This is a genomic window from Streptomyces auratus (genome assembly GCF_050433025.1).
GTDB lineage: Bacteria > Actinomycetota > Actinomycetes > Streptomycetales > Streptomycetaceae > Streptomyces > Streptomyces sioyaensis.
The window spans coordinates 2,853,533-2,869,180 of record NZ_JBNGCB010000001.1 but is presented as its reverse complement, the minus strand read 5'-3'; the positions used below and the strand labels follow the sequence as shown (position 1 = coordinate 2,869,180).

The following is a 15,648-nucleotide window of genomic DNA, read 5'->3' as shown; positions in this document are numbered from 1 at the left end:
CGGCGGTCGGCGAATGCGTAAAACCGCGTCCGGCCCCTTTCCTTATTTCTCCCTGGCGCCGCCGCGGATGCCGAACGGATAAACCCGCAATCACCGGGTAGGAGCAGGCCGGCAGCCGCCCGACTCGTCCCCTATCATCCCTTCAAATCCCCCCGTTTCCCCCGCAAACGACTCCGCGGGAATGTCCGCCTCCTTGCTCTTATGTCCGAATGCTAATAAGCCCTTGCGGCACCCGGTAAAGCAGTGACGGACGCCACGAATTTCCCGCCCCGAGAATCCGGGGGAAGGGGGTGAGCGGCACCGGAGAAAGATCAGAGTGAGGTGCCGGTGCGGCGCCGGGCGGAGAAGAATTCCCGGCCCGGCCGGCCCCTCTCACGAGCGCGCCGCCACCTCATCGCCACCCGCGCACCGTCCGGCCGCAGCCCTGTGGCCACCGACGTCGGGAATCGGGCAAAGCGTTGGCCGATGATTCGTCACCGGTATCCAGTGGGCATGGAGTTGGTGGCACGATGGTGCAGGGGGGTGTGCGAGGCATGCTCCCGGGCCGGTGAGGCGTTCCGACCGAGGGTGTGATCAGTTGTGGCTCTTTCGCTGTCTGTGGTGCTGTTGTTGGGGATCATCCTGATCGTGTTGATCAGAGGGAAATCCATCAAGGCGGGTCCGGCGCTCGTCGCCATACTGTTCGGCTTCTTCCTCGCCTCCACGGGCATGGCGCCGTCGATCAACCGGTTCCTCAACTCCCTGGCGGACACCATCAACCACATCACCTTCTAGGCGGTCCGCCGGCTCCTCCTGGGCGCCGCACGAGGGATCAGCCGTACGAGGTCTCTTCGCCTCCGGTCCGCGCCGCAGCTTCGCGTACGGCTTCCGCACTGCGTCCCACCAGCGCCGACCCGTCGTCCGCGGTGATGATCGGCCGCTGAATCAGCCGGGGGTGCGCCGCCAGCGCCGCGATCCACCGCTCGCGTGTGGCGTCGGTGCGCTCCCATTCCCCGAGCCCCAGCTCCTTCGCCTCGGGCTCCTGGGTCCGGGTGATGTCCCAGGGCTCCAGCCCCAGCCGTTGCAGCACGCCGCGCAGTTCCTCCGCGCCCGGCGGATCCTCCAGGTACCGGCGCACGGTGTACTCGGCGCCCTCCTCGTCGAGGATCTCCACGGCGGAACGGCACTTGGAACACGCGGGATTGAGCCAGATCTCCATGGGGCCACCCTAAGGACCTCCCGCCCCCGGAGCTAAGGGGCGTGCGCCCGCCCGCCACCTCGCCCGTAACAGCGGAAAACCCCAGGCCATCAGGCCTGGGGTCCGTACTCTGAGCGGGCGACGGGAATCGAACCCGCGTAGCTAGTTTGGAAGACTAGGGCTCTACCATTGAGCTACGCCCGCGAGCGCCGACCGGTCGCAGGACCGCGGCACGCAGTGCATCCTAGCGGGTCGCGGCGGTGCGTCGCACATCCCTTCCGCGCACGGTGCGCCCGGCCGCCCGCACCCGCACGCCGACCCCGCCGGGCGACCCGATAACTGGCAGCCGTACGGCCTGCAGCCATGTACCCTACGTGTCGCACCGACGGGGTGTGGCGCAGCTTGGTAGCGCGTCCGCTTTGGGAGCGGAAGGTCGTCGGTTCGAATCCGGCCACCCCGACCAGCAGCAGGTCGGCCCGACGGTTCGCGTCGGGCACTGCTGCGGCCCACCTGGCGATGTCGCAAGATCACCAGTCGTTCAAGATCGCATTGTGGGCGCCATCCTCCTTGCGGTTACTATGCAAACTGCGTGCCCGTGTGTCTGTGTACCGGGCGCGATCGGCCGGACCCGGATCAGCCGGGCGCAGGCAGATCTCACGCAGGACCCCAGAAGTCAGCCCCAAGGAGACCGAACCGTGAAGAGCGCCGTGGAGACCCTGAACCCGACTCGGGTTCGGCTCACTGTCGAGGTGCCCTTCGAGGAGCTCAAGCCCAGCCTCGACGCGGCGTACAAGAAGATCAACCAGCAGGTCACGGTGAAGGGCTTCCGCCAGGGCAAGATCCCGGCCCGCGTCATCGACCAGCGGTTCGGTCGCGGCGCCGTGCTGGAGGAGGCCGTCAACGACGCGCTCCCGAAGTTCTACACCGAGGCGGTCAACGAGGGTGAGCTGAACGTCCTCGGCCAGCCCGAGGTCGACATCACCGAGCTGAAGGACGGCGAGCTGCTGGCCTTCACCGCCGAGGTCGACATCCGTCCCGCCCTCGAGATCCCGGACTACTCCGGCATCGAGGTCGAGGTCGACGCCGTCGAGGTGTCGGACGAGGACATCGACAAGTCCGTCGAGCAGCTGCGGGAGCGCTTCGCGACGACCAGCCCGGTCGAGCGCGGCGCCCAGGACGGCGACGTCCTGACCCTCAACCTCGAAGCCAAGGTGGACGGCGAGGTCCTGGAGGACGGCGTCGCCCAGGGCGTCACCTACACCGTCGGCTCCGGTGAGCTCCTCGACGGCATCGACGAGGCCGTCACCGGCGTCGAGGCCGGCGGCAGCGCCACCTTCACCTCCGAGCTCAAGGGCGGCTCCGCCGAGGGCAAGGAGTCCGAGGTCACCGTCGAGGTGACCGAGGTCAAGTCCCGCGAACTGCCCGCGCTGGACGACGACTTCGCGCAGCTGGCCAGTGAGTTCGACACCCTCGAGGAGCTCCGCGCGGACAGCCGCAAGCGCCTCGAGCAGATGAAGAAGTACGACCAGGCCACCCAGGCTCAGGAGAAGGTCCTGGACGAGCTGCTCAAGCTCGTCGAGGTGCCGATGCCCGAGAAGCTGCTCGAGGACGAGATCCAGACCCGCAAGCACAACCTGGTCAACCACCAGCTCGGCCAGATGGGCCTCGACCTCGCGAAGTACCTGGAGATCCAGGGCAAGAGCGAGGAGGAGTTCGACGCCGAGACCAAGGAGCAGGCCGAGAAGGGCATCAAGACCCAGTTCATCCTCGACGAGCTGGTCAACAAGGAGAAGCTGAACGTCAGCCAGGAGGAGCTCACCGAGCACCTCATGCGCCGCGCGCAGTCCTCCGGCATGTCCCCCGACCAGTTCGCGCAGGCCGTCGTCGAGGGCGGCCAGGTGCCGATGCTCGTCGGTGAGGTCGCCCGCGGCAAGGCCCTCGCGGTCGTCGTCGAGGCCGCCACGGTCAAGGACAGCAACGGCGAGGTCATCGACCTCGACGACGAGGACGAGACCGCCGAGACGGTCGAGGCCGCCGACGCCGACGCCGCCGCCGAGACCGAGGGCAGCGACGAGAAGCCCGAGGCCTGAGCCTTAGGCGCCCAGCGCGCCGACCGGCTGTGACGGGCCCGAACACGCACGTCCGTGTGTTCGGGCCCGTATGTCGTAACCGGCCGGTGAGCCTGCGCTCACAGCGAACAGTTATCGATGCGGGATGGCGTTGTCCGACCTGCGCGTTAGGGTCCGTAGATACGAGGGCAGGGGAGTCCCTGAAACCGCGCCGGACCCACACACGGCGCCGATCCCCGCGCCCCAGAAGACGACGCTGAGACGGCCTGAGCCGTCCGACAACGAGCAGGTGGACACGTGACGATCCCGATGCCTTCCGCCGCCGCTGAGCCGACCTTCGGTGGCCTCGGCGACCAGGTCTACAACCGGCTGCTCGGCGAGCGGATCATCTTCCTCGGCCAGCCGGTCGACGACGACATCGCCAACAAGATCACCGCGCAGCTGCTTCTCCTCGCCGCGGACCCGGACAAGGACATCTTCCTCTACATCAACTCCCCGGGCGGCTCGATCTCGGCCGGCTTGGCGATCTACGACACCATGCAGTACATCAAGAACGACGTGGTGACGATCGCGATGGGCCTCGCCGCCTCCATGGGCCAGTTCCTGCTGAGCGCCGGCACCCCGGGCAAGCGCTTCGCGTTGCCGAACGCCGAGATCCTCATCCACCAGCCCTCCGCGGGCCTGGCGGGTTCCGCGTCGGACATCAAGATCCACGCCGAGCGGCTGCTGCACACCAAGAAGCGGATGGCGGAGCTCACGGCCTTCCACACCGGTCAGACCGTCGAGCGGATCACCCAGGACTCGGACCGCGACCGCTGGTTCTCCGCCGATGAGGCCAAGGAGTACGGCCTGATCGACGACGTGATGACCTCCGCCGCCGGCGTTCCGGGCGGGGGCGGCACCGGGGCCTGAGCCCCGTACCACTCGCCCCACAGCCCCCAGCCCACTTGATCGCCACCAGGACGGTGAACACCACGATGAACAACTTCCCCGGCAGCGGACTCTCCCAGGGCGCGGAGTCCGAGTTTTCCGGCCCGCGCTCGCAGTTCTCCGGCCCACGGGCCGAGGCTCGCTACATCGTCCCGCGCTTCGTCGAGCGCACCTCGCAGGGTGTGCGCGAGTACGACCCGTACGCGAAGCTGTTCGAGGAGCGCGTGATCTTCCTCGGCGTGCAGATCGACGACGCCTCGGCCAACGACGTCATGGCGCAGCTGCTGTGCCTGGAGTCGATGGACCCGGACCGGGACATCTCCATCTACATCAACAGCCCCGGCGGTTCGTTCACGGCGCTCACGGCCATCTACGACACGATGCAGTTTGTGAAGCCGGACATCCAGACGGTCTGCATGGGCCAGGCGGCCTCCGCCGCGGCCGTGCTGCTCGCCGCCGGCACGCCCGGCAAGCGGATGGCGCTGCCGAACGCCCGGGTGCTGATCCACCAGCCCTACAGCGAGACCGGCCGCGGCCAGGTCTCCGACCTGGAGATCGCCGCCAACGAGATCCTGCGGATGCGCTCGCAGCTGGAGGACCTGCTGGCCAAGCACTCCTCCACGCCGGTCGAGAAGATCCGTGATGATATCGAGCGTGACAAGATTCTGACCGCAGAGGAATCCCTGGCGTACGGTCTGGTCGACCAGATCGTCTCGACCCGGAAGTCCTCCGTGTCGATCGGCTGACGATCTTCGCAATGTGAGCCGGAGCGTTGCCCCCTTGGACCGGGTCGGGATCGAGTGAACCGAGTCGGTCCAAGGGGGGCCCGTACGGGGGGCCCGGCAAGGTACCGTCGATAGGCAAGCACCCGGGTCCGTGGAGCAATGCGGATCCCAGGCGAAGGGGAAGCACCTCGTGGCACGCATCGGTGACGGCGGCGACCTGCTCAAGTGCTCATTCTGCGGAAAGAGTCAAAAGCAGGTGAAGAAGCTCATCGCGGGACCTGGTGTGTACATCTGCGACGAGTGCATCGACCTCTGCAACGAAATCATCGAGGAGGAGCTCGCAGAGACCTCCGAGGTGCGGTGGGAGGAGCTCCCCAAGCCGCGGGAGATCTACGAGTTCCTGAACGGCTATGTCGTCGGCCAGGACCCCGCCAAGAAGGCGCTGTCGGTCGCCGTCTACAACCACTACAAGCGGGTGCAGGCGGGCGAGAACGGCCCCGGCCGCGGCGACGAGGGCATCGAGCTCGCCAAGTCCAACATCCTGCTGCTCGGCCCCACCGGCTCCGGCAAGACCCTGCTCGCGCAGACCCTCGCCCGGATGCTCAACGTCCCCTTCGCGTTCGCCGACGCCACGGCGCTGACGGAGGCCGGCTACGTCGGTGAGGACGTCGAGAACATCCTCCTCAAGCTGATCCAGGCCGCGGACTTCGACATCAAGAAGGCCGAGACCGGCATCATCTACATCGACGAGATCGACAAGGTCGCCCGGAAGAGCGAAAACCCGTCGATCACCCGCGATGTCTCCGGCGAGGGCGTCCAGCAGGCCCTGCTGAAGATCCTGGAGGGCACCACCGCCTCGGTCCCGCCCCAGGGCGGCCGCAAGCACCCCCACCAGGAATTCATCCAGATCGACACCACCAACGTCCTCTTCATCGTGGGCGGTGCCTTCGCCGGTCTGGAGAAGATCATCGAGGCCCGGTCCGGCGCCAAGGGCATCGGCTTCGGCGCCACGATCCGCTCCAAGCGCGAGATCGAGTCCAAGGACCAGCTCCAGGACGTCATGCCGGAGGACCTGGTGAAGTTCGGGATGATCCCGGAGTTCATCGGCCGCCTCCCCGTCCTCACCTCGGTCCACAACCTCGACCGCGAGGCCCTGCTGCAGATCCTGGTCGAGCCGCGCAACGCGCTCGTCAAGCAGTACAAGCGCCTCTTCGAACTCGACGGTGTCGAGCTGGACTTCGACCGCCCGGCCCTGGAGGCCATCGCCGACCAGGCCATCCTGCGCGGCACCGGCGCCCGCGGTCTGCGCGCCATCATGGAGGAGGTCCTCCAGGCGGTGATGTACGAGATCCCGTCCCGCAAGGACGTGGCCCGCGTCGTCATCACCGAGGACGTCGTCCACTCGAACGTGAACCCGACCCTGGTCCCGCGCAACCGCGGCGAGTCGGGGGAGCCGCAGGAGAAGAGCGCGTAGCCGCTCCGGCACACCACACGAGAGCCGCCCGGCAGCGGGAACGCTGCCGGGCGGTGGTGTGTCTGCCGCGGCGGTCAGGACTGCGCGCGGTTGCAGGCTTCCTCGGCGTGCGACGCCTTGACGCCGAGACGCTCCAAAGGCTGCATGCACGGAAGGGGCGGGATCGCGCCCCCGATGCTGTGCGCCCAGTCCTCGCAGACGGTGAGCACCTTCTTGCCCACGATGTAGCCCTTGCTGCTCAAGTAGGCCGTGCAGTCCGCGGTGCTGGCCTGGGCCGGAGCGGTGACGACAAGCGGGAGTGCGGCTCCCGCCATCAGCACTCCGGTTGCTGCCGCTAGGCGACGGATGGACTTGCGCATGGCAACTCTCCCCCTGAAGTGAAAAAATCTTGGTCGGTCGGTGATCAAGTTACCAGCGGGGTACGCCCGTTCGCGGCGTCCGTGAGGCTTTGGTCGGTGTTCTGCCGGCTCTTTCGGTGCGATGCCGTGGGGCACGCAGAAGGCGCTCGACGAGCGTTCCTCGTCGAGCGCCTCGGTTCCTCGATGGGCTGCGTAGGCCGGGCGCTACTTCTCCTTGCGGACCTCGTTGCGGACCTTCGCCGTCAGGTCCGACAACTGCTCGGCGCTGGGCGCCTTCGCGCTCTCCCCGCCGGGCGACGGGGTGGGAATCACGGAGACCGTGCCGATCGCGCTGTTGTCGCCCCAGATGCACATGGAGAAGTTCAGCGACACGTTCATACCGCCCTGGGCGGCCGAGAGCTTCTGCTCCTTGCACTTCATGATCGCGCCGTCGAAGTCACTCGGTGAGTAGTCGGTCGGTCCGGAGACCGTCTCGATCTTGAGGCCCTGGTTCCCCGAGTTCTTCTTCTGGTCCTCTTCCAGCTTGGCGAACGCCTGGTCCACGGCCGACTCGGGGTCGGCGACCTTGCCGTAGACACCGCCCACATTCAGCTGCAGCTTGCCGACGTTGGCGTACTTGCCGCTGACGGCCTTGCTCTCGGTGATCCCCATCGCCTTGGCGTCCTTGTCGTTCGAGACGTCCTTGACGACACCGGCGGGGGAACCGGGTGCCTTGCTGTACTCCCCGTTCAGCAGCTTGTTCGGGAGGGAGATCGTGTAGGGGGCCACGTCTCCGCCCGAGCCGAAGACGAAGTACGCGCCGATGCCGATGGCCGCGACCACCGCGACCGCGCCGGCGATCAGGCCGATCTTCTTGCCGTTGCCGCCGGACTCCGGGGCGCCCTGCGGAATCACGCCGTACGGGGTCTGCTGGCCGCCGTACGGGGCCTGCTGGCCGTAGCCGGGCTGGGCGGGCTGCTGGGGGTAGCCGTAACCCTGCTGCGGGGCCTGCGGGGCCTGCGGCGGGTAGCCGTAGCCCTGCTGCCCGGGGACCTGGCCGCCCTGCTGCGGGTAGCCGTAGCCCGGCTGCGGGGCCGGCGGCTGCTGCGGCTGGCCGTACGGGCCCGGCTGCGGGGGCTGCTGGCCGTACGGGCCGGGAGGCGGCTGGTTGAAGCTCATGGAGCGGTTCCCCTCGTGACAACTGAAGACAGTTGAGTGCTGCGTGTGAAGTGGTGATGTTTATGCGCTGCCGACATCCTGTACGACGCCGCCGACAGCCGTGGCGCCGGGGGCGAAACCGATTCGAAGCCGCGACATCCGCGCCCGTACACTGTCCGTCGTGACCGAGAACACTCAGCAGAGCAACCACAGCGCCCCCGAACTGCCGACTCAGTACACGCCGGCCGAGGTAGAGGGGCCGCTGTACGAGCGCTGGGTAGAGCGGGGCTACTTCGAGGCGGACGAGAAGAGCGACAAGCCGCCGTACACGATCGTCATTCCGCCGCCGAACGTCACCGGCTCCCTGCACCTGGGGCACGCCTTCGAGCACACGCTGATCGACGCGCTCACCCGCCGCAAGCGCATGCAGGGCTACGAGACGCTCTGGCAGCCGGGCATGGACCACGCCGGTATCGCCACCCAGAACGTCGTCGAGCGCGAACTCGCCAAGGAAGGCATCTCCCGGCACGACCTGGGCCGCGAGGCGTTCGTCGAGCGGGTCTGGCAGTGGAAGAACGAGTCCGGCGGCCAGATCTCCGGCCAGATGCGCCGGCTCGGCGACGGCGTCGCCTGGTCGCGGGAGCGCTTCACGATGGACGAGGGCCTGACCAAGGCCGTCCAGACGATCTTCAAGCGGCTCTACGACGACGAGCTGATCTACCGCGCCGAGCGCATCATCAACTGGTGCCCGCGCTGTCTGACCGCGATCTCGGACATCGAGGTCGAGTACCAGGACGACGACGGCGAGCTCGTCTCCATCCGGTACGGCGGGGGCGACAACTCCATCGTCGTGGCGACGACCCGCGCCGAGACGATGCTCGGCGACACCGCGGTCGCGGTCCACCCGCAGGACGAGCGCTACGCCCATCTCGTCGGCACCGAGATCGAGTTGCCGCTGACCGGCCGCCGGATCCCGGTCGTCGCCGACGAGCACGTCGACCCGGAGTTCGGCACCGGCGCGGTCAAGGTCACCCCGGCCCACGACCCCAACGACTTCGAGATCGGGCGCCGGCACGACCTGCCCAACCTCGCCGTCCTCGACGAGCGCGGCGTCATCACGGCCCACGGCCCCTTCCAGGGCCTGGACCGCTTCGAGGCCCGTTCCGCGATCGTCGGTGCGCTGCGCGCCGACGGCCGGATCGTCGCCGAGAAGCGCCCGTACACCCACTCCGTCGGGCACTGCTCGCGCTGCAAGACCACCATCGAGCCGCGGCTGTCGATGCAGTGGTGGGTGAAGGTCGGCCCGCTGGCGAAGGCGGCGGGGGACGCGGTCCGTGACGGCAAGGTCGCGATCCACCCCAAGGAGATGGAGTCCCGCTACTTCGGCTGGGTCGACAACCTCCACGACTGGTGCATCTCGCGGCAGTTGTGGTGGGGCCACCGCATCCCCGTCTGGTACGGCCCGAACGGTGAGGTCGTCTGCGTCGGCCCGGACGACGAGGCGCCCACCGGCGAGGGCTGGACCCAGGACACCGACGTCCTGGACACCTGGTTCTCGTCCGGCCTGTGGCCGTTCTCCACCCTCGGCTGGCCCGAGCAGACCCCCAGCGTCGAGAAGTTCTATCCGAACTCCGTCCTGGTCACCGGCTACGACATCCTCTTCTTCTGGGTCGCCCGGATGATGATGTTCGGGCTGTACGCGATGGACGGCACCCCGCCGTTCCACACCATCGCGCTGCACGGCATGGTCCGTGACCAGTTCGGCAAGAAGATGTCCAAGTCCTTCGGGAACGCGGTCAATCCGCTGGACTGGATGGATGCCTACGGCTCGGACGCCGTCCGGTTCACGCTGGCGCGCGGGGCGAACCCGGGCGTCGACGTGCCGATCGGCGAGGACTGGGTCCAGGGCTCGCGCAACTTCGCCAACAAGATCTGGAACGCCACCCGCTTCGCGCTGATGAACGGGGCGACGGTGGAGGGCCAACTCCCGCCCGCCGAGCAGCTGTCGGCGACCGACCGGTGGATCCTCTCCCGGCTGAACTCGGTCGTCGCCGAGGTCGATGCGTACTACGACGACTACCAGTTCGCGAAGCTGTCGGACACCCTCTTCCACTTCGCGTGGGACGAGGTCTTCGACTGGTACGTCGAGCTGTCCAAGACCACGTTCCAGGCGGGCGGACCGGCCGCCGAGGCCTCGCGCCGGGTGCTGGGCGAGGTGCTGGACGTCACGCTGCGGCTGCTGCACCCGATCGTGCCGTTCGTCACCGAGACCCTGTGGACGACGCTGACCGGCCGGGAGTCGGTCGTCATCGCCGACTGGCCCAAGGACTCCGGCTTCCGGGACGCGGCCGCCGAGCGGGAGATCGAGACGGTTCAGCAGGTCGTCACCGAGGTCCGGCGCTTCCGCTCCGACCAGGGGCTGCAGCCCGGCCAGAAGGTCCCGGCGCAGCTGGAGCTCTCCGGTACGGAGCTGGCCGCCCACGAGGCCGCGATGCGCGCGCTGCTGCGGCTGCAGCCGGCGGGTGACGGCTTCAGCGCGACCGCCTCGCTGCCGGTCGCGGGCGCGACGGTGGCCCTGGACCTCTCCGGCGCCATCGACGTCGAGGCGGAGCGCAAGCGGCTGACGAAGGACCTGGCGGCGGCGGAGAAGGAGAAGGCGCAGGCCACCGGCAAGCTCGGCAACGAGGCGTTCCTCGCCAAGGCCCCGGAGAAGGTCGTGGACAAGATCCGCGGCCGGCTGGAGGCCGCGGAGGCGGACATCGTCCGCATCACGGCGCAGCTGGCGGCCCTGCCCACGGAGTAGCCGCCGGACCCGTGGGCGGTCCGGGATCCGGGCGGCCCTCCTGGGGACCGCGGTGCGCAGGCCCCTCGTCCGTACGGGCGGGGGGCCTGCGCCGTCGTCGGCCCCGCCGTCCGCGTTCCCGTACCGGCCAGAGCAGGACGTACGCCGTCGAGACGGCCACGAACGCCAGCCGGATCAGGCCCCGGGCGGCGTCGTCGGGCACGGCGAAGACGCTGCCGTAGAGGAAGAGCAGGCCCAGCCAGCTCCACCAGGGCACCAGCCGGCGCTGGCCGATGACGTCCCAGAGCAGGGTGCCGAGCAGCACGGACGCCGTGTAGTACGTGTAGACGCTCGGGTCGAGCACGATCCGGGCATTGGCCCCCAGCAGCACCACCGCCGCCCAGCGGCCGCGCCAGACGGCGAGGGCGCCCAGCACGAGCCCCAGGGCGGCCTGGGCGGGGCGGTCCCAGCCGGGGGTCGTCGGGTCGTCGACGCCCAGCCAGCGCAGGGCGGACGCCGACTGGTTGGGGATGGCGAACTTCGCCGCGGCGAAGGACTGCGAATCGCCCAGGAAGAACGGCAGCCAGGCGACGGCCACCAGGCCCGCGCACCACAGGCCGGCCCGCAGCCACTTCTCCCGCGGCAGGGCGAGCAGCAGCGGGAGGAAGGCGAGGGCGGTGGGCTTGGAATCCATCGCCAGGGCCAGGCAGACGCCGGTGAGGGCGGCGTCGCCGCGGGTGACGGCGCGGACCGCGAGGGCGGTGAAGAACAGCGCGAGGACGTCGTCGAGATGCCCGAAGCGGACCGCGACCTCGATCCACATGGGGATGAAGGCCAGCCCGGCGATCAGCACGCGCTGCCGCAGCCGCTGGTGGTTGGTGCCGGTGCCCAGGAAGTGGTGGGCGGCGCTGCGGCCGGCCAGCACCACGATGACCAGGCCGAGCAGCGACATCAGGGCCGCGGCGAGAAACTGCCCGAGGACCTCGGGGCACGGGTTGAACAGGCCGGCCGTCAGAAAGCTGAGCGGACCCATCTGGAGTTCGGGGTGGTGCGCGTAGAGATTGAGCCCGCCGGTGCCGTTGCCGGAGGTGCCCTGGTAGATCAGTTGGCCGCCGGTGCGCAGATAGTGCCAGGAGAATCCGCCGTGCGGCTCCACCAGGACGAACCACAGCACGGTCCAGGCGGTGAGCAGGATCAAATGCATCCGCTGACTGATTGCCGGCACTCCTCTTCAGCTCCTGCCTTCCGTCCACTGCCGCGTGGTGATCATCCGGGGCTGCCCACAACCCCCCGTGGAAGAGGGGGAAACGCGGTGGAAAGTTGTCCGGTCGGGCGCTCGACGGCCGTTCTCATGGGGCTCTCATGAAGGCGAGGCACGGTGGACCGGAATGCCGGAATACCGACGTTCCGGCCGCATCGCACGTCCCGTACGGAGGAGCCGCGCCCCATGAACAAACCCCTGCGACGGGCCGCGGTCTTCTGTCTGGCGCTGATCGTCGCGCTGATGGGCTGGGCCACCTGGATTCAGGGCGCAAAGGCCAGTGACTACAAGGAGGACCCGCACAATCCGCGGGTGGCGATCGGCAAGTACTCCGCGCCGCTGGGCAACATCCTCGTCGGCGGGGAGCCGGTCACCGGTTCCGCCGCCACGTCGTCGACGCTCAAATACAAGCGGACCTACAAGGACGGCCCGCTGTATGCGCCGGTGACCGGGTTCAGCTCGCAGATCTACGGCAGCAACCAGCTGGAGAGCCTCTACGGCGACCTCCTCGACGGCTCCGACGGCCGGCTGCAGAGCCCTGCCGACGCGCTGACCCGCAACCGGGCCAAGGGCGGCGATGTGGCCACCACCATCGATCCGAAGGTGCAGCAGGCCGGCTACCAGGCGCTGGGCGGCAAGAAGGGCGCGGCTGTCGCCATGGACCCGGCCACGGGGCGGATCCTCGGCATGGTCAGCACGCCGTCGTACGACCCCGGGAAGTTCGCCGGGTCCTCGGGCGCCGACCAGAAGGCGTGGCAGAAGATGTCCGACGACCCGGACGATCCCCAGGTCAACCGGGCGCTGCGGCAGCCGCTGCCGCCGGGCTCCACCTTCAAGCTGGTGGTCGCCGCGGCCGCGCTGGAGAACGGCCTGTACTCCTCGGTGGACGAGCCCACCGACAGCCCGGACCCGTACACGCTCCCGCACACCCGCACCAAGCTCCCCAACGAGAACGCCTCCGCGCCCTGCAAGAACGCGAACATCCGCACCGCGCTCCAGTACTCCTGCAACACCGTCTTCGCGAAGATGGCCGTCGACCTGGGCAAGGACAAGGTGAAGGCGCAGGCCGAGAAGCTCGGCTTCAACGACGGCAAGGTCGACACCCCGGTCCGGGCCGCCAAGAGCGTCTACCCCAGTGACATGGACGACGCGCAGACCGCGCTGTCCGGGATCGGCCAGTTCGACGACCAGGCGACCCCGCTCCAGATGGCGATGGTCACCGCGGCCATCCAGAACGGTGGCGAGCTGAAGACCCCGCAGCTGGTCGACAAGCTGACCGACGGCGGCGGCAACACCGTCCAGGAGAACGGGCCGAAGACGTACCGCAAGGCCATGTCGGGGCGTACCTCCCAGCAGCTGCGGTCGGCGATGCAGACGGTCGTGGACAAGGGCACGGCGTCCGGCGCGAAGATCGACGGACGGACCGTCGGCGCCAAGACCGGTACCGCCCAGCACGGCGTCGACAACAGCGGTACGCCCTACGCCTGGTTCGTTTCGTACGCCGAGGACGGTAAGGGGCACCAGGTGGCGGTGGCCGTGATGGTCGAGGACGGGCACGCCGCCCGCAACGAGGTCTCCGGCAACGGTCTGGCGGCCCCGATCGCACGGGCCATGATGAAGGCGGCGCTGCCGTAGGCAGGGGGCGGCGCCGGCGTACGCACGCGGGCGCCCGGCCCCGGTCGGGCCGGCCGGCCCCGGGGGTGACGGCTCGGTATCGGCACAGGCAGCGCAGCGCACCGCTGTCAGAGGGGCCTCGTAGACTGGTCGGCGTGAGCGAGCGCCCCGAAAACGACGACCCCGACCCGAACGACGCCTTCGACGAACTGGTCGAGGCGGAGACCGACCGTGACCCCGATCTCGCGGTGATCGAGGCCGGCAGCCGGACCTTGCGTGCCCAGGCCGGGCCGCCGCAGGGGGACGGGATCCCGGTACGGCCGGCCGACCCCGAGGTCGACCGTGCGCTGCGCGCCGTCGAGGAGGAGCTGGCCGGCCGCTGGGGCGAGACCAAGCTCGACCCCTCGGTGCAGCGCATCGCGGCGCTGCTGGACATCCTCGGCTCGCCCCAGCGGGCGTATCCGTCCATCCACATCACCGGGACCAACGGCAAGACCAGCACCGCCCGGATGATCGAGGCCCTGCTGTCCGCCTTCGATCTGCGCACCGGCCGCTACACCAGCCCGCACGTCCAGTCGATCACCGAGCGGATCAGCCTGGACGCCGCGCCGATCTCCGCCGAGCGCTTCATCGATACCTACCGCGACATCGCCCCGTATGTGGAGATGGTCGACAACCAGCAGGAGTACCGCCTGTCGTTCTTCGAGGTGCTGACGGCGATGGCGTACGCCGCCTTCGCGGACACCCCCGTGGACATCGCGGTCGTCGAGGTCGGCATGGGCGGCACCTGGGACGCGACCAACGTCATCGACGGCGATGTCGCCGTCGTCACCCCGATCGCGCTGGACCACACCGACCGCCTGGGGGAGACGCCCGAGCAGATCGCCGGCGAGAAGTCCGGGATCATCAAGAAGGACGCCACGGTCGTGCTGGCCCAGCAGCCGGTGGAGGCGGCGTCGGTGATGCTCAAGCGCGCGGTCGAGGTGGATGCCACGGTCGCCCGGGAGGGCATGGAGTTCGGGGTCACCTCCCGTGAGGTCGCGGTCGGCGGCCAGATGCTGACCCTGCGCGGGCTGGGCGGCGAGTATCCGGAGATCTTCCTTCCGCTGTACGGCGCCCACCAGGCGCACAACGCCGCGGTGGCGCTCGCCGCGGTCGAGGCGTTCTTCGGCGTCGGTTCGGAACACGCCCGCACCCTCGACCTCGACACCATCCGCTCCGCGTTCGCCGCCGTGACCTCGCCGGGCCGGATGGAGGTCGTGCGGCGCAGCCCGACGGTCGTGCTGGACGCGGCGCACAATCCGGCCGGTGCGCGGGCGGCCGCCGAGGCGGTCACCGAGGCCTTCGGGTTCAGCCGGCTGGTGGGCGTCGTCGGTGCCAGTTCGGACAAGGACGTCCGGGGCTTCCTGGAGGCGTTCGAGCCGATCTTCGCCGAGATCGTGGTGACGCGTAATTCCAGCCATCGTGCGATGGATCCGGATGAGCTGGCGGCCGTGGCGGTCGAGGTCTTCGGCGCCGAGCGGGTCCAGGTCGAGCCGCGGCTCGACGACGCCCTGGAGGCGGCGATCACCCTCGCCGAGGAGGAGGGCGAGTTCTCCGGCGCGGGTGTGCTGGTGACCGGCTCGGTGATCACGGTCGGCGAGGCCCGGCTGCTGATGGGGAGGGGCTGACCATGCGCACGCTGTGTGCCAGCACGCTGATCGGTGAATTCTTCGTGATCGGCTTCGCCGGGCTGGTGGCGATGCAGATGTCCGCCCTCCCGACGGCCACGATCTGGACGGTCAGCGGGATCGCGATGCTGCTGAGCCTCCTGCTGTGCGGGATGCTGACCCGTCCGGGTGGTGTCCAGCTCGGCTGGCTGCTGCAGTTCGCCCTGATCGCCAGCGGCTTCGTGGTCCCGACGATGTTCTTCCTCGGGGCGGTCTTCGCGGCCCTGTGGTGGGCGTCGGTCCACTTCGGCCGCAAGATCGATGAGGCGAAGGCCCGTTGGGCGGCCGAGGCGCCGACGGCGGGCTGACCTCCGGACCTGCGGCGAGGTCACGTCCGTACGGGCGTGATCCGCCGCGTGGGCGGGCCCGGTGGGCGGGTGAAGGCCGGTGCCAGCGCCCCTGTAGCCTCAG

At 69.1% G+C, this 15,648-nt stretch carries 13 protein-coding genes and 2 tRNA genes; 10 read left to right on the top strand and 5 right to left on the bottom strand.

Going from position 1 to position 15,648, the window contains the following annotated elements:
• Positions 1 to 579: 579 nt before the first annotated feature.
• Complete coding sequence (locus tag BKA18_RS12400) at positions 580 to 774, top strand: hypothetical protein (protein ID WP_030415520.1); 195 nt, start codon at positions 580 to 582, stop codon at positions 772 to 774.
• A 37-nt stretch (positions 775 to 811) separates the two neighbouring features.
• Here the strand turns inward: BKA18_RS12400 and BKA18_RS12395 are convergent, their stop codons facing one another.
• Positions 812 to 1,198 carry an arsenate reductase family protein gene (locus tag BKA18_RS12395; RefSeq protein ID WP_366043192.1) on the bottom strand — a complete coding sequence of 129 codons (387 nt, stop codon included), beginning with the start codon at positions 1,196 to 1,198 and terminating at the stop codon, positions 812 to 814.
• A 112-nt stretch (positions 1,199 to 1,310) separates the two neighbouring features.
• Positions 1,311 to 1,381, bottom strand: a tRNA-Gly gene (locus BKA18_RS12390).
• A gap of 182 nt (positions 1,382 to 1,563) precedes the next feature.
• On the opposite strand from BKA18_RS12390, the gene BKA18_RS12385 reads away from it, so the two are divergent.
• The 5 genes from BKA18_RS12385 (at position 1,564) to clpX (ending at position 6,375) form a co-directional block, all read left to right on the top strand.
• A tRNA-Pro gene (locus BKA18_RS12385) sits at positions 1,564 to 1,640 on the top strand.
• A 232-nt stretch (positions 1,641 to 1,872) separates the two neighbouring features.
• Positions 1,873 to 3,267: a trigger factor gene (gene tig, locus BKA18_RS12380; protein ID WP_006605624.1), complete on the top strand. Its 1,395-nt coding sequence runs from the start codon at positions 1,873 to 1,875 to the stop codon at positions 3,265 to 3,267.
• 288 nt (positions 3,268 to 3,555) lie between these two features.
• Entirely contained in the window at positions 3,556 to 4,158 is a 603-nt protein-coding gene (locus tag BKA18_RS12375) for an ATP-dependent Clp protease proteolytic subunit (RefSeq protein ID WP_030283915.1), read from the top strand.
• A gap of 65 nt (positions 4,159 to 4,223) precedes the next feature.
• Positions 4,224 to 4,922 (top strand): ATP-dependent Clp protease proteolytic subunit, encoded by a 699-nt coding sequence (locus tag BKA18_RS12370; protein ID WP_429638318.1) that lies wholly within the window; start codon positions 4,224 to 4,226, stop codon positions 4,920 to 4,922.
• Between the two features lie 169 nt (positions 4,923 to 5,091).
• On the top strand, positions 5,092 to 6,375 hold the full coding sequence (clpX, locus tag BKA18_RS12365; protein ID WP_006605628.1) for an ATP-dependent Clp protease ATP-binding subunit ClpX: 1,284 nt from the start codon (positions 5,092 to 5,094) through the stop codon (positions 6,373 to 6,375).
• Between the two features lie 74 nt (positions 6,376 to 6,449).
• Here clpX and BKA18_RS12360 read toward each other — a convergent pair whose 3' ends face one another.
• Together BKA18_RS12360 and BKA18_RS12355 are read right to left on the bottom strand one after the other, a co-directional pair.
• Positions 6,450 to 6,734, bottom strand: coding sequence for a hypothetical protein (locus BKA18_RS12360; RefSeq protein WP_366043190.1), 285 nt, complete (start codon positions 6,732 to 6,734; stop codon positions 6,450 to 6,452).
• Between the two features lie 204 nt (positions 6,735 to 6,938).
• Positions 6,939 to 7,892: a hypothetical protein gene (locus BKA18_RS12355; protein WP_366043189.1), complete on the bottom strand. Its 954-nt coding sequence runs from the start codon at positions 7,890 to 7,892 to the stop codon at positions 6,939 to 6,941.
• A gap of 160 nt (positions 7,893 to 8,052) precedes the next feature.
• Here BKA18_RS12355 and BKA18_RS12350 point away from each other — a divergent pair, with 160 nt between their 5' ends.
• The gene (locus tag BKA18_RS12350) at positions 8,053 to 10,674 is read left to right on the top strand and encodes a valine--tRNA ligase (RefSeq protein WP_366043188.1); all 2,622 of its coding nucleotides are present in this window, start codon (positions 8,053 to 8,055) and stop codon (positions 10,672 to 10,674) included.
• On the opposite strand, the gene BKA18_RS12345 is transcribed toward BKA18_RS12350, so the two are convergent.
• A complete protein-coding gene (locus BKA18_RS12345; RefSeq protein WP_366043473.1) occupies positions 10,640 to 11,857 on the bottom strand; it encodes a hypothetical protein in 1,218 nt (405 codons plus the stop codon). The two genes, BKA18_RS12350 and BKA18_RS12345, sit on opposite strands and share 35 nt — an antisense overlap.
• A 243-nt stretch (positions 11,858 to 12,100) precedes the next feature.
• Between BKA18_RS12345 and BKA18_RS12340 the strand changes: the two genes are divergently transcribed.
• From BKA18_RS12340 to BKA18_RS12330, 3 genes are all read left to right on the top strand, one after another.
• Positions 12,101 to 13,549: a peptidoglycan D,D-transpeptidase FtsI family protein gene (locus tag BKA18_RS12340; protein WP_366043187.1), complete on the top strand. Its 1,449-nt coding sequence runs from the start codon at positions 12,101 to 12,103 to the stop codon at positions 13,547 to 13,549.
• Between the two features lie 134 nt (positions 13,550 to 13,683).
• On the top strand, positions 13,684 to 15,198 hold the full coding sequence (folC, locus tag BKA18_RS12335; protein WP_366043186.1) for a bifunctional tetrahydrofolate synthase/dihydrofolate synthase: 1,515 nt from the start codon (positions 13,684 to 13,686) through the stop codon (positions 15,196 to 15,198).
• A 2-nt stretch (positions 15,199 to 15,200) separates the two neighbouring features.
• The gene (locus BKA18_RS12330; protein WP_006605634.1) at positions 15,201 to 15,545 is read left to right on the top strand and encodes a DUF4233 domain-containing protein; all 345 of its coding nucleotides are present in this window, start codon (positions 15,201 to 15,203) and stop codon (positions 15,543 to 15,545) included.
• Positions 15,546 to 15,648 lie beyond the last annotated feature (103 nt).